Raw genomic sequence first — 13,833 nt, 5'->3', positions numbered from 1 at the left:
GATTTTTCGGGGAGAGTGAAATCGATGGAAACGGAAGTGTATCGCCCGCAAAACAAGGTTCGTTTTGTCACCGCAGCCAGCCTGTATGACGGTCACGACGCATCGATCAATATCATGCGCCGTATTTTGCAGTCGTCCGGGGTGGAAGTAATCCACCTCGGGCATAACCGATCCGTGAATGACATTGTGACCGCCGCGATCCAGGAGGATGTGCAGGGAATTGCCATCAGCTCCTATCAAGGCGGCCACGTTGAATTTTTTAAATATATCGTCGATTCTTTAAAAGAACGCGGCGCCGGGCACATCCGGCTCTTTGGCGGCGGGGGCGGCGTTATCGTCCCTCGCGAGATACGGGAGCTGGAAGAGTACGGCGTGTGCAAGATTTTTTCTCCGGACGACGGGCGGAGACTCGGTCTTCAGGGAATGATCAATATGATGATCCGCGAATGCGATTTCCCGACGGTCAAACAGCTTACCAATGAAGTGGAAGAGCTTCAGCGGCAAAATCATCAGGCTGTCGCCCGCCTTATCTCGCTGGCGGAGTACGCTGTGCAAGACCCAGAGCTGTTCGCGCCTGTCGAGGAGCGTCTCGCCGAGCCGGAGCGAGTAGTGCCGGTCCTTGGGATAACCGGTACGGGCGGCGCCGGCAAAAGCTCTCTGACCGATGAGCTGGTTCGCCGTTTTCTGCGGACGTACGCAGACAAAACGGTAGCGATCCTCTCTGTCGACCCCTCCAAGCAAAAGACAGGGGGTGCCTTGCTCGGCGACCGCATCCGCATGAACGCCAACAACACGCCGCGCGTCTACATGCGCAGCCTGGCGACCAGGCAATCCGGCTCCGAGCTCTCTGCTGCAGTAAAGGACGCAATCCGTGTAGTCCGCAGCGCAGGGTTCGATCTCGTCATCGTGGAAACGAGCGGGATCGGCCAAGGGGATGCACAGGTAACCGACGTGTGCGATGTCTCCATGTACGTCATGACCAGCGAGTTTGGCGCGCCGTCTCAGCTGGAGAAAATCGACATGCTCGACTTTGCCGATCTGATCGCGATCAACAAATTTGAGCGGAAAGGCTCGGAGGATGCGTTGCGGGAGGTGCGGAAGCAATATCGCCGCAACCACCAGCTATTTGAACTGCCGGATGAAAAAATCCCGGTGTACGGGACCATCGCCAGCCAGTTCAACGATCCGGGAACCAATGTGCTGTTTGCGGCCCTGATGCACAAGATCGTGGAAAAGACGGGCGCAGATTGGCAGGTGTCCGAGCTCGATCCGACTCCGGTCAAAACCCACAAGCCGTCGCTGATTCCAGCTGATCGGAACAACTACTTGCAGGAAATTGCCAACACGGTGCGCGGCCATCGGAAGTTCACCGAGGAGCAGTCGGCCATCGCCCGCAAGCTGTATCAGCTCCACGGGGCCAAGGAGACGCTGCTCGCCTCGGGAGACGAGGATGCGCGGCAGGTGTCTGAGGTTCTGGACAGACAGATCGCCCATTTTGAAAGCAAGCTTCATCCCGAATGCAAGCAAATTCTCGACAAATGGCCGAAGCTGAAGGAAATGTACAAACAGGATCAGTTCGTCACCAAAGTGCGTGACAAGGAGATCGTGACCAAGCTGTTTACGGAATCGCTGTCAGGCACCCGCATACCCAAAGTGAGCCTGCCGGATTTTCAGGATTGGGGCGAAATTTTGAAATGGTCGCTCAAGGAAAATGTTCCCGGCGAGTATCCGTATACGGCAGGCGTGTTTCCGTTCAAACGGGAAGGAGAGGATCCCAAGCGCCAGTTTGCCGGCGAGGGAACACCGGAGCGGACCAATCGCCGCTTCCACTTCCTTTCGCAAAACGACGAGGCCAAACGGCTCAGCACGGCATTTGATTCGGTGACGCTGTACGGGGAAGACCCCGATTACCGGCCGGACATTTACGGGAAAATCGGCACAAGCGGCGTCAGCGTCTGTACGCTGGACGACATGAAGAAGCTGTATGCCGGCTTTGACTTGTGTGCTCCGACGACGTCTGTGTCGATGACGATCAACGGACCGGCTCCGATGATTTTGGCCAAATTCATGAACACGGCGATCGACCAGCAGGTGGAGAAGTTTGCCCAGCGCGAGGGGCGGCAGCCCACGCCGGAGGAGTATGAACAGATCAAGGCATACACCCTCTCTACTGTGCGCGGGACGGTCCAGGCGGACATTTTGAAAGAGGATCAAGGGCAGAACACGTGCATCTTTTCCACGGAGTTCGCCCTGCGGATGATGGGCGATATCCAGCAGTACTTTATCGACCACAAGGTGCGCAATTACTACTCGGTCTCCATTTCCGGCTACCATATCGCGGAAGCGGGTGCCAACCCGATCACACAGCTTGCCTTTACCCTGGCGAACGGCTTTACCTATGTGGAGTACTACCTCAGCCGCGGCATGCACATTGACGATTTTGCGCCGAACCTGTCGTTTTTCTTCTCGAACGGTCTCGATCCCGAATATACGGTGATCGGACGGGTTGCCCGCCGCATCTGGGCGACGGTGATGAAAAACCGCTACGGCGGCAACGAGCGCAGCCAAAAGCTGAAGTACCACATTCAGACATCGGGCCGCTCCCTGCACGCCCAGGAGATGGACTTCAACGACATTCGCACGACCCTGCAGGCTTTGATTGCCATTTACGACAACTGCAATTCCTTGCATACAAACGCCTACGACGAAGCGATCACGACGCCGACGGAAAATTCCGTCCGCCGCGCGATGGCGATCCAGATGATCATCAACAAGGAAATGGGGCTGGCGAAAAACGAGAATCCGCTGCAAGGCTCGTTCATCATCGAAGAGCTGACCGACCTGGTCGAAGAAGCAGTGCTGCAGGAGTTTGAGCGGCTGAATTCGCGCGGGGGCGTGCTCGGCGCGATGGAAACGCAATATCAGCGCGGCAAGATCCAGGATGAGTCGATGTACTACGAGATGAAAAAGCACAGCGGGGAGCTGCCGATTATCGGGGTCAATACCTTCCTCAATCCGAATGCCTCCGAGGAAGACTACGAGATTGAGCTGGCCCGTGCGACGGAAGAAGAGAAGGAGCAGCAGATTCAAAACCTGCGGGCCTTCCAGGAGCGCAACCGCGACGCCGCTCCCGCCGCCTTGAAAAAATTGCAGGAAGTGGCGATGAACGGTGGTAATATTTTCGCCGAGCTGATGGAGACCGTGAAGGTGGCGTCGCTCGGACAGATCAGCGCCGCTTTGTACGAAGTGGGCGGGCAGTACCGCCGCAACATGTAAAAACAAAGGATCTCGCACATAGCGGAAGCGGTTGTCCCTCCCGAGGCGGCAGCCGCTTCCCGTCTTTTCCGTCTGGTTATTCCGGGATTCCCCAACAGGTTTTGCCGGCATTTCCCAACGATTTGAAGCGTAACGGGAGATTTGCCCAAAACCGGCGTTTGAATCCCTTGCATTTTCGTCTAAAATAAGGAATACTGTATCATAGCCAATTTATTGTTGGTTAACTGTGGCCGTGGGTTATCAGTTAGCATCGGTTATCATGAAGGCTCGGTCGGCTTCACGAAAGCTTGACAGTGGCCCAAGTTTTCTAAATGAAAGGACGTGCCTTGGGTGAGTCAAATACTTGCACATCTGGAACGTGAAAAACTAAACGAAATGGCTTTGGTCGATATCGCATACGAAATTTTGCGTGAAACCAATCAAACCCACAATTTTCGCGATTTGATGGATCAATTGGCCGAGCTGCGCGGAATGAACGAAGAAGAAAAAATGGCTATCATCGCTCAAGTATATACCGAAGTGAACATTGACGGCCGTTTTGTCTGCCTGGGCGACAACAACTGGGGACTGAAGCGCTGGTACCCGACGGATACCGTCGAAGAAACTCAAGAAGGCGGCAAAAAGAAAAAGGTTATCCTCGACGACGACTTCGACGATTACGAGGCAGAGGAAGAGCTTGTCGAAGAATACGAAGAGGACGAGATCGCGATCTTCGAAGACGACGAGTTCACGGAAGAAGATGGAGACGATCTCGAAGAAGAGCTTGATCCCGACCTCGACGAAGATGAAGAGCTTGAGGAAGAAGAGCTTTTTGAAGAGGAAGACGACGATTTGGCAGACGAAGATCCTGTCGATGAATTCGACGATGAAAATGAAGATTTATAATTCTTGACTTACGCTTGGAAGACAAGATAAAATACTCCTTGGGCTTCACATGAAGAAGGATATTATATGGGAAACTACAAAACAAAAGTGCCCCTACCCGATTCGTTCGGGATAGGACTCGCTTTTGTTTTTTCTTTTTTGGGAGCCGTCTTCATTCGTGCATTCATCAATATCAACTGATCCAGGAAACAGGGGAAAGAGGGGACGTAAAACGATGACGAAGTACATTTTTGTGACAGGCGGGGTCGTATCCTCGTTAGGAAAAGGGATTACTGCGGCTTCTCTGGGCAGACTCCTGAAAAACAGAGGGTTAAAGGTTTCGATTCAAAAATGTGACCCATACATCAACGTCGATCCGGGTACGATGAGCCCGTATCAGCACGGTGAGGTATTTGTGACCGATGACGGGGCAGAGACGGACCTGGACTTGGGCCACTACGAGCGCTTTATCGACATCAACCTGAGCGCCAACTCCAACGTAACGACCGGAAAAATTTACTCGACCGTAATCGCGAAGGAGCGCCGGGGCGATTATTTGGGCGGAACCGTGCAGGTTATTCCGCACATTACCAACGAAATCAAGGACCGCATTTTCCGTTCGGGACAAGAGACCGGAGCTGACGTCGTGATTACCGAAATCGGCGGAACCGTCGGCGATATCGAGAGTCTCCCGTTCCTTGAAGCGATCCGCCAGATCAAGAGCGATATTGGACGCGAAAACGTGATGTACATTCACGTGACACTGGTCCCGTATATCAAAGCCGCTGGCGAAATGAAAACAAAACCGACCCAGCACAGCGTGAAAGAGCTGCGCAGCCTGGGCATTCAGCCAAACGTCATCGTGACCCGTACAGAACAGCCTCTGTCCCAGGACATGAAGGACAAGCTGGCACTGTTCTGCGACATCGACAAAAACGCTGTGATCGAGTGCGTAGATGCGGAAACGTTGTATGACGTGCCGCTCCAGCTGCAAGCGCAGGGACTTGACGACTATGTCTGCCGTCATCTCGGACTCACCTGCCAGGAAGCGGACATGACAGAGTGGAAAGCACTCGTGGCCAAGATCAAAAACCTGTCCAAGACAACCCGTATTGCCATTGTCGGCAAATACGTCGAATTGCCGGATGCTTACCTGTCTGTAGCCGAGGCTCTGCATCATGCCGGTTTTGCCAATGACTCGGCGATCAAGATCAAGTGGGTAAGCGCAGAAGAAGTTACTCCGGAAAACGTGCACGAATTGCTGGGCGATGTAGACGGCATTCTCGTACCGGGCGGTTTCGGGGATCGCGGTATCGAAGGCAAAATTACAGCTACCCGTTACGCTCGTGAGAACAAGGTCCCATTCCTGGGAATCTGTCTGGGGATGCAAATCTCGGTGATCGAATTTGCCCGCCATGTAGCTGGCATGGACGGAGCCAACAGCTCCGAGATCAACCCCGATACGAAATACCCCGTCATCGACCTGCTGCCTGAGCAAAAGAATATCGAGGACAAAGGCGGTACCATGCGTCTGGGCCGCGGACCGACGAAAGTCATCGAAGGAAGCCTGGCAGAGCGTGCTTACAACAGCACCATGGTGTACGAGCGCCATCGCCACCGCTATGAAGTAAACAACGACTACCGCGAGCAGCTCGCTAAGCTGGGCATGCGCTTCTCCGGTACGACTCCAGACGGACGTCTGGTAGAAATCGTGGAAGTGGAAGACCACCCATGGTTCCTGGCGACCCAATTCCATCCGGAGTTCACGTCCCGTCCGAACCGTCCGCAGCCGTTGTTCCGCGATTTTGTACACGCATCTCTGACCAATAAACGATAGTAAGCCAAAGAAAAACGCACGAGCGGATTTAGCCTCCGCTGGTGCGTTTTTGCATGCTCCAAACCAGTCTGCCCGGATAGGTGCAGGATCTGGATTAATTTTACAAAAAAACAGTGCGCGTGGAACCTTTTCGCCCTCCCTCTACGTCTGAAACAGAGGAGCGATCCAGGCGACCCAGTATGCGGCGGGCACGAGCAAAAGCTGTGCCAGCAACGTGCCGAAAAAGCGCGAGATCATCAGTCCCAAATAGATGTCGCGGATATGTGTCATCTCGCTCTGCCCTTGCATCGCCTTGTCTGTCAAGAGTCCCACTTGCGGATCGATGAAAATGGTCAGGATGATCGTGGCGATGCCGTTGATGGTCCCGGATGCCGACAAGACTGTCGCCTTGAACTCGGGCACAAGCAGCGAAGCGTAAAGGGTGGCTAGCACGCCGGTCGTGTAGATTCCGGTAACCATACAATTTAAAAGCAGCAGCCTGTACGGGATGCCCTTGATCCGAAAGCGGGCGAGGTCAGGCAGGCGCGGCAAGCGTATGTGATGCTTGACCTGACGGATACTATGGATGGAAACAGTCGTCTTTAGCATCTGGGGAAGCGAGCCTGTCAGCTCCAGGTGGGCAATCAGCCGTTTTGACAGCTGCACGAGTGTCGGAAACAGCAGAATAGCCGCCAATGTCCCCAGTGACGCCATACCGATGATCATGTGCAGAAAGGGAAGGACATCCGTATTTTCAGCAGACGCATGGTCGATCAGTCCCCCGGTGAACGGAGCCTGTATCATGTTGGAGGTGCGGGAGACGAGGACGATAATTCCGGTCAGGGAGAGCGCTACGGCGAGCCTCCCGGTCTGTATGCCAGCGTACCGCAGCGCGTAGGAGAGCGTCTCCGATGTATGGATAACGAAGGTAAACAGGCAAATAATCCAAACCATGTTCATGGCAGCGGGGTCTCCTCACATATACGAATGGTTGCCAATTATTATACTCGAAGACGGGGATGCGGGAAAATTTCAAGGACAGGAGCAGGATTTTCCTGAATTTAGGCGAATCAAGGTTATAAAGTTTACGGCCTTATAAGCAGGGGGATGGACGAAACATGCAGGATAAACGGGATAAAAAAGTGTTGGTTGTCGATGATCAGTACGGCATACGAATCCTGCTGTACGAGGTTCTTGGCAAGGAAGGCTATAAAACATTCCAGGCTGCGAATGGGAAAATGGCTCTGGAAATCGTCGAAAAAGAGTCTCCGGATCTGGTCATTCTGGATATGAAAATCCCCGGGATGGATGGCATCGAGATTTTGAAGCACATCAAAAAAATTAATCAGGATATCAAGGTTATCATGATGACGGCCTACGGCGAACTGGACATGATTAAAGAAGCGACACAGCTGGGGGCGTTGACACACTTCACCAAGCCGTTTGATATTGACGAGCTTCGCCTCGCTGTTCATCAGCAGTTGGCCTGTTGAGCAATCCTGGATATATCTATCAAGACAAGCGTACCTGTTAACAAGCAGATGTCTGTGGTATAATAAGCCACGTTACAGAGTCTGCTAAGGAGGATTATCATATGCCACTAGTACCTATGACCGCTTTTACCGAAGACGTCAAGAAGCATAAATATGCTGTCGGACAGTTCAACCTCAATAACCTGGAGTTTACGCAAGCGATTACGGAAGCTGCTATGGAAGAGAAATCCCCGGTCATTTTCGGCGTGTCTGAAGGCGCACTCAAGTACATGGGCCTGGATTACACGGTCGCGATTGCCAAGGTAGCGGCAGAGCGCTCCGGCGTTCCTGTTGCGCTGCACCTCGATCACGGCAGCAACTTTGACATCGTCATGAAATGTATCCGTGCCGGCTTTTCTTCCGTGATGTTCGACGGATCTCACCATTCGTTCGAGGACAACATTCGCCTGACGAAACAGGTTGTGGAGGCTGCCCACGCAGTTGGCGTCTCTGTTGAAGGCGAGCTCGGTACCATTGGCGGAGTAGAAGATGATCTGTCTGTTGACGAAGAAGACGCTACTCTTGCAAATCCTGAAGAAGCGATCCGTTTCTGGGAAGAAACCAAAGTAGACTACCTGGCTATTGCTGTCGGTACAGCGCATGGCATGTACAAAGGCGAGCCGAAAATCCGTTTCGACATTATCGAGAAGGTTGCAAACAGCATCGGTTCCCCGATCGTTCTTCACGGCGGTTCCGGTGTTCCGGACGAAGCGATCGTCAAATCGATTTCTCTCGGTGTCGGAAAAATCAACGTAAATACAGAAAGTCAAGTCGCATGCACGGAAACAGTACGCAAGGTGCTGGCAGCCAAGCCGAACGAGATCGACCCGCGCAAATATCTCGGTCCGGCTCGCGAGGCGATCAAGGAAGTTGTCAAAGGCAAAATGCGCCTGTTCGGCAGCAGCAATCGTGCGTAACCAAGGAGGTCCATCATGCGCTTTTTGATTGATACGGCAAACGTCGATGAAATCCGCGAGATTCACGAGTGGGGCGTAGTGGCGGGGGTCACGACCAACCCTTCTCTGGTAGCCAAGGAAGGCCGCGATTTTATCGAGACCTTAAAAGAGATTATCGACATCGTAGACGGTCCGATCAGTGCAGAGGTCATCAGCACTGATGCCAAGGGCATGATCGAAGAAGGCGAAAAGCTTGCTTCTTTGTCCAAAAACATTGTCGTCAAGGTTCCGATGACGGCAGAAGGCCTGAAAGCAGTCAAGTATTTTGCCAAGCGGAAGATTCGCACCAATGTGACATTGGTCTTTTCGGCCAATCAAGCGCTGCTCGCAGCACGTGCCGGAGCGACGTATGTATCTCCGTTCCTGGGACGTCTCGATGACATCGGTCATGACGGCATGCAGCTGATCGAAGATATTGCGGAAATTTTCTCTGTTCACGGTATCGAGACAGAAATTATCGCCGCTTCGGTACGCCATCCAGTCCATGTGACGGAAGCCGCTCGTCGCGGAGCCCATTTTGCGACGATTCCCCACAAGGTTTTTCATCAGTTGATTGCGCATCCGTTGACTGACAGCGGTCTGGAGAAGTTCTTGTCCGACTGGGCAAAAATGCAAAAGTAAGTCCCAACTGATCGTATTGTACGTATAAATATAAGAGCACCTTTTCCGCTGGGGAAGGTGCTCATTTCCCGATTAAGCCTGAGGAGAGCAAAACATGGAAAAGCTGATCATCAACGGGGGAACCCCGCTTCAGGGCTCGGTTACCATCAGCGGGGCAAAAAACAGTGCCGTTGCCTTGGTTCCTGCTGCGCTGCTGGCAGACGGGCCGGTTGTGATTGAGAATTTGCCGCATATTCAAGATGTGGAAATCTATCACGAACTCCTGCGAGAAATGGGAGCCGATGTGTTGTTCGAAGATGATTGGATGGAAGTGGACGGCCGCCCGATGAAGTCGATGCTGATGCCCAATGGACGCGTAAAAAAATTGCGCGCTTCTTATTATTTGTGGGGGGCGCTTCTGGCCAAGTTCGGGGAAGCGCGCGTCGGCTTGCCGGGAGGGTGCGACTTAGGGCCGCGTCCAGTCGACCTGCACATCAAAGGGTTTGAAGCACTCGGCGCCAAAGTGACGAACAAAAATGGTGTAATGACGATTCAAGCCCCGAATGGCAGATTGAAGGGCGCCCGTATTTACCTCGACCTGGTCAGTGTGGGGGCGACTATCAACATTATGTTGGCAGCCTCCAAGGCAGAGGGTGTCACGATTATCGAAAATGCGGCTCGCGAGCCGGAAATCGTCGATGTAGCTACCCTGCTCAACAATATGGGGGCCAACATCAAGGGAGCCGGGACCGATCTCATCCGGATCCAAGGGGTAGACCGCCTGCGCGGCTGTCGCCACACGATCATTCCCGACCGGATCGAAGCCGGAACGTATATGATAGCGGCAGCAGCGACCAATGGCAGCGTCACGCTTGAAAATGTGATTCCCAAGCATCTCGAGTCTGTCACAGCCAAACTGCGGGAGATCGGCGTGGACGTGCTGGAAATGGACGACTGTATTCAGGTGAACGGCAATGGGCAGTACCGATCCATTGATGTAAAGACGAGTCCGTACCCAGGCTTTCCGACGGACTTGCAGCAGCCGATCACGACGCTGCTCACTCTGGCTTCGGGGTCCAGCATTGTGACCGACAACATTTACAGCGCCCGTTTCCGCCATGTAGACGAGCTGCGCCGTATGGGTGCCAACCTGAAGATCGAGGGCCGTTCGGCAATTATCGAGGGAGGCAGCCAATTGAACGGCGCCAAGGTAGTTGCTTCCGACCTGCGGGCAGGCGCGGCTTTAGTCATCGCCGGTTTGGCTACGAACGGCGTGACAGAGGTGGAAGGTTTAGAGCATATCGACCGCGGGTATGAAAACCTTGTCAGCAAGCTGCAAAGCCTGGGAGCGAATGTTCGGCGGGTTAGCTTGGGAGAAAAGGAACGTCAACAGCAGTAACTCATTGCCAGGAGAGGAGTCTTCCAGAATGGAACGTAGTTTAACGCTTGAACTGGTACGTGTTACGGAGGCAGCCGCACTTGCCTCTGCGCGTTGGATGGGTCTCGGCAAAAAGGATGAGGCTGACGATGCGGCCACGACCGCAATGCGAAAAGAATTTGAAAACGTACCGATGGATGGGACAGTCGTCATCGGCGAGGGCGAAATGGATGAAGCCCCGATGCTGTATATCGGTGAAAAGCTGGGCCAGGGAGTCGCCCCGGCAGTCGATGTAGCCGTAGACCCGCTTGAGGGCACCAATATCGTCGCCAAGGGAACGTGGGGCGCTATCTCGGTTATCGCCGTTGCAGACAAAGGCAACCTGCTGCACGCCCCTGACATGTACATGGAGAAAATCGCCGTTGGCCCGAAAGCGGTGGGCAAGATCGACATCAACGCGCCCATCAAGGATAACCTGAAGGCGGTAGCCCAGGCGCAAGGCAAAGACATCAGCGACCTGGTCGCGATCGTGCTGGATCGGGACCGTCACCAGAAGATTATTCATGAAATCCGCGAAGCAGGTGCTCGCATCCGGCTGATTTCCGACGGAGACGTAGCCGCAGCGATCAACACGGCTTTTGAGGATACGGGTGTAGACATCCTGTTCGGTTCTGGAGGAGCTCCTGAGGGTGTTCTGGCTGCTGTAGCGCTCAAGTGTATGGGCGGTGAGATCCAGGGCAAGCTGCTGCCGCAAAATGCAGAGGAAGTGGAACGCTGCAAACGCATGGGATTGGTCAATCCTTATCAAGTGCTGCACATGGATGATCTGGTCAAAGGAGACGATGCTATCTTTGCCGCCACAGGCGTTACCAACGGTGAATTGCTGCAAGGCGTTCGGATTCAGGGCACGCGCGCTACGACTCATTCCGTCGTGATGCGAGCCAAGACAGGAACAATCCGTTTCATCGAAGGAACCCACCGCTTGGAACGCAAGCCTCGTCTGGTATTGTAATGCAGCAAATAGACGAAGATAGATGAAGAGTAAATAAAGAGTGGTGGAATTATGTTACTTTCAGAACTAGAAGAAAAGAAGTTGACCGATCTCTACAAGCTCGCGAAGGAGTATCAAATCCCTTATTACTCCCAGCTGAAGAAGAAGGAGCTGATCTTCGCCATCCTTCGAGCCAGAGCCGAAAGAGACGGTCTGATGTTTATGGAAGGGGTGCTGGAAATCCTGCCGGAAGGCTACGGATTCCTGCGCCCTATCAACTACCTCCCGAGCTCGGAGGACATTTACATCTCCCAGTCGCAGATTCGCCGATTTGATCTGAGGATGGGAGACTTGGTATCTGGTAAGGTGCGACCTCCCAAGGAAAATGAACGTTATTTCGGATTATTGCAAGTAGAGGCTGTAAACGGAGAAGACCCCGAATTGGCAGCCGAACGACTTCATTTCCCCGCCTTGACACCGTTATATCCTCAAAACAAACTCGTATTGGAAACGTCGCCAGAACGCGTTTCCGCCCGCCTGATGGATCTCATCGCCCCTGTTGGTCTCGGCCAGCGCGGTTTGATTGTAGCGCCCCCCAAGGCCGGCAAAACCATACTTCTCAAGGAAATCGCGAACAGCATCACTGCTAATCGGCCGGACATCCACCTGTTTGTTCTCTTGATCGATGAACGCCCGGAGGAAGTAACCGACATGCAGCGTTCTGTACAGGGAGAAGTAATCGCTTCCACATTTGACGAAGTTCCCGAAAACCATATCAAGGTAGCGGAGCTCGTGCTGGAAAGAGCCAAGCGGCTGGTCGAGCATAAGAAAGATGTCGTCATCCTGCTCGATTCGATTACCCGTCTGGCACGGGCCTACAACCTGGTTATCCCGCCCAGCGGACGTACGCTTTCGGGAGGTATTGATCCCGCCGCGTTCCACCGTCCGAAGCGGTTCTTCGGCTCGGCCCGCAACATCGAGGAAGGCGGCAGCCTGACGATTTTGGCGACTGCACTGGTAGAGACGGGTTCGCGCATGGACGATGTCATTTACGAGGAATTCAAAGGAACCGGCAATATGGAATTGCATCTGGACCGAAAGCTGTCCGAACGCCGCATTTTCCCGGCGATCGATATTCGCCGCTCCGGTACCCGGCGCGAAGAGCTGCTCCTTTCCAAGGAAGAATTGGAAAAGCTGTGGGCGATTCGCAAAAGCATGAACGAAACCTCGGAATACGTAGAGTCCTTTTTGAAGAAACTGGCAGACTCCAAAACAAACGAAGAATTTTTGCAAAGCATCGAAACGAAACAGACACGTGGAAAACAAAGCACAGTGACGGCGGGTTCTTAGACTCGCCGTCATTTTTTATGCGGACGAGGCATATCGTATAAAAGAGTGCTCGTGCAGATACTGAGGGCAAATCTGCCAGAAACGCAGGCGTGAAGGAGGAATGTCAGTGGATTACGAGCAGCTGCCGGCAGGGTGGGGGAGTCGCGACGAAGTGAAACAGGCCGTAGTCGAACAGGTCCTGTTTGAAGCATTTAACCCTTTTGCTTCCCTGGACAAACCGACTTCGACGAATAGAAGTGAAGTGATGACCTACACCGTAAAATACGGGGACACGATGTCGGAAATAGCCGAACGCTACGGATTGACGTTAAAACAACTGTTGGAGTTAAACAGGATGGTAAAGCCGAATCTGATGGGAATCGGCATGAAGCTGGTTTTGAATAAAGAAGAGATTACCCACTCCGTCAGGAGAGGGGAAACGGTGGACAGCATCGCCAGACGCTACAGTGTAAGCAAAGAAATGCTGCTGGAGCGAAACCCGCTGCTCCGGCTGATGGAGGACAACCTCTACATAGGTCAAACCATTCATATCCCCATCTCTGACATGAATTCGCTGACTGCCAAAGAGTGGCAGCGAAAGCGTAATGCGGTTACGACGGCCAGCCGCCAAGCCAACCGTTCGCGGGCTATGGATTGGCCGGTGAAGGAAGCGACTGTGACAAGCGGCTTTGGTACGCGGTGGGGAAGGATGCACAAAGGATTGGACATGTGGAACCAGAGCGAAGGGCAGACCCCGATCTACGCTGCGAAAGAAGGCGTTGTGGTGGAAGCGGGTGGAAATCGGGGCGGTTACGGCTTCATCGTCATTCTGGATCACGGGGAAGGCTTGCAGACGTATTATGCCCATATGCGCAAAATCATCGTGCAGCCGGGACAGCACGTGGAGCGGGGAGAAATGCTCGGCTACATGGGACGTACCGGCGATTCGACGGGTTACCATCTCCATTTTGAGGTCAGAGAGGATAACGTCCCCATGAATCCGCTTCGTTACCTCAGCAGGTAACCGTTCACATTTACATTGTCTGATCGTTGCGTTACAATGGGCTGAGCGAAAAAAGCGAGGCGATTGT

At 53.5% G+C, this 13,833-nt stretch carries 11 protein-coding genes; 10 read left to right on the top strand and 1 reads right to left on the bottom strand.

What is annotated here, in order from left to right:
- Nucleotides 1-24 precede the first annotated feature (24 nt).
- The 3 genes from icmF to NST37_RS23260 all read left to right on the top strand — a co-directional run bounded on the left by icmF (nucleotide 25) and on the right by NST37_RS23260 (nucleotide 5,977).
- A complete protein-coding gene (gene icmF / locus NST37_RS23270) occupies nucleotides 25-3,276 on the top strand; it encodes a fused isobutyryl-CoA mutase/GTPase IcmF (protein WP_003388458.1) in 3,252 nt (1,083 codons plus the stop codon).
- A gap of 330 nt (nucleotides 3,277-3,606) precedes the next feature.
- Nucleotides 3,607-4,161 carry a DNA-directed RNA polymerase subunit delta gene (gene rpoE, locus NST37_RS23265; RefSeq protein ID WP_003388457.1) on the top strand — a complete coding sequence of 185 codons (555 nt, stop codon included), beginning with the start codon at nucleotides 3,607-3,609 and terminating at the stop codon, nucleotides 4,159-4,161.
- Nucleotides 4,162-4,375: 214 nt separating this feature from the next.
- Nucleotides 4,376-5,977 carry a CTP synthase gene (locus NST37_RS23260; protein ID WP_172920731.1) on the top strand — a complete coding sequence of 534 codons (1,602 nt, stop codon included), beginning with the start codon at nucleotides 4,376-4,378 and terminating at the stop codon, nucleotides 5,975-5,977.
- Between the two features lie 141 nt (nucleotides 5,978-6,118).
- Here the strand turns inward: NST37_RS23260 and NST37_RS23255 are convergent, their stop codons facing one another.
- Nucleotides 6,119-6,916 (bottom strand): lipid II flippase Amj family protein, encoded by a 798-nt coding sequence (locus NST37_RS23255; protein WP_031932681.1) that lies wholly within the window; start codon nucleotides 6,914-6,916, stop codon nucleotides 6,119-6,121.
- Between the two features lie 158 nt (nucleotides 6,917-7,074).
- Between NST37_RS23255 and NST37_RS23250 the strand changes: the two genes are divergently transcribed.
- The 7 genes from NST37_RS23250 (at nucleotide 7,075) to NST37_RS23220 (ending at nucleotide 13,766) form a co-directional block, all read left to right on the top strand.
- Nucleotides 7,075-7,449: a response regulator gene (locus NST37_RS23250; RefSeq protein ID WP_003388454.1), complete on the top strand. Its 375-nt coding sequence runs from the start codon at nucleotides 7,075-7,077 to the stop codon at nucleotides 7,447-7,449.
- A 101-nt stretch (nucleotides 7,450-7,550) separates the two neighbouring features.
- Nucleotides 7,551-8,405 carry a class II fructose-1,6-bisphosphate aldolase gene (gene fba / locus NST37_RS23245; protein WP_003388453.1) on the top strand — a complete coding sequence of 285 codons (855 nt, stop codon included), beginning with the start codon at nucleotides 7,551-7,553 and terminating at the stop codon, nucleotides 8,403-8,405.
- Nucleotides 8,406-8,420: 15 nt separating this feature from the next.
- Nucleotides 8,421-9,065: a fructose-6-phosphate aldolase gene (fsa, locus tag NST37_RS23240; RefSeq protein ID WP_003388452.1), complete on the top strand. Its 645-nt coding sequence runs from the start codon at nucleotides 8,421-8,423 to the stop codon at nucleotides 9,063-9,065.
- Nucleotides 9,066-9,159: 94 nt separating this feature from the next.
- Nucleotides 9,160-10,443, top strand: coding sequence for a UDP-N-acetylglucosamine 1-carboxyvinyltransferase (locus NST37_RS23235; protein WP_003388450.1), 1,284 nt, complete (start codon nucleotides 9,160-9,162; stop codon nucleotides 10,441-10,443).
- A gap of 28 nt (nucleotides 10,444-10,471) precedes the next feature.
- Entirely contained in the window at nucleotides 10,472-11,434 is a 963-nt protein-coding gene (glpX, locus tag NST37_RS23230; RefSeq protein WP_339185919.1) for a class II fructose-bisphosphatase, read from the top strand.
- 51 nt (nucleotides 11,435-11,485) lie between these two features.
- Nucleotides 11,486-12,763, top strand: a complete 1,278-nt coding sequence (gene rho, locus NST37_RS23225; protein ID WP_003388448.1) for a transcription termination factor Rho — start codon at nucleotides 11,486-11,488, stop codon at nucleotides 12,761-12,763.
- 106 nt (nucleotides 12,764-12,869) lie between these two features.
- The gene (locus tag NST37_RS23220; RefSeq protein WP_003388447.1) at nucleotides 12,870-13,766 is read left to right on the top strand and encodes a M23 family metallopeptidase; all 897 of its coding nucleotides are present in this window, start codon (nucleotides 12,870-12,872) and stop codon (nucleotides 13,764-13,766) included.
- Nucleotides 13,767-13,833 lie beyond the last annotated feature (67 nt).

The organism is Brevibacillus sp. FSL K6-6036, from assembly GCF_037964015.1.
Taxonomy (GTDB): domain Bacteria; phylum Bacillota; class Bacilli; order Brevibacillales; family Brevibacillaceae; genus Brevibacillus; species Brevibacillus borstelensis.
Note: the sequence above shows the minus strand (reverse complement) of the source record. Positions and strands in the feature narration are given on the sequence as shown.

Coding starts and splice junctions, on each gene's coding strand:
- icmF (WP_003388458.1), top strand. CDS start 25: ATGGAAACGGAAGTGTATCGCCCGCAAAACAAGGTTCGTTTTGTCACC.
- NST37_RS23260 (WP_172920731.1), top strand. CDS start 4,376: ATGACGAAGTACATTTTTGTGACAGGCGGGGTCGTATCCTCGTTAGGA.
- NST37_RS23255 (WP_031932681.1), bottom strand. CDS start 6,916: ATGAACATGGTTTGGATTATTTGCCTGTTTACCTTCGTTATCCATACA.
- NST37_RS23250 (WP_003388454.1), top strand. CDS start 7,075: ATGCAGGATAAACGGGATAAAAAAGTGTTGGTTGTCGATGATCAGTAC.
- fba (WP_003388453.1), top strand. CDS start 7,551: ATGCCACTAGTACCTATGACCGCTTTTACCGAAGACGTCAAGAAGCAT.
- fsa (WP_003388452.1), top strand. CDS start 8,421: ATGCGCTTTTTGATTGATACGGCAAACGTCGATGAAATCCGCGAGATT.
- NST37_RS23235 (WP_003388450.1), top strand. CDS start 9,160: ATGGAAAAGCTGATCATCAACGGGGGAACCCCGCTTCAGGGCTCGGTT.
- glpX (WP_339185919.1), top strand. CDS start 10,472: ATGGAACGTAGTTTAACGCTTGAACTGGTACGTGTTACGGAGGCAGCC.
- rho (WP_003388448.1), top strand. CDS start 11,486: ATGTTACTTTCAGAACTAGAAGAAAAGAAGTTGACCGATCTCTACAAG.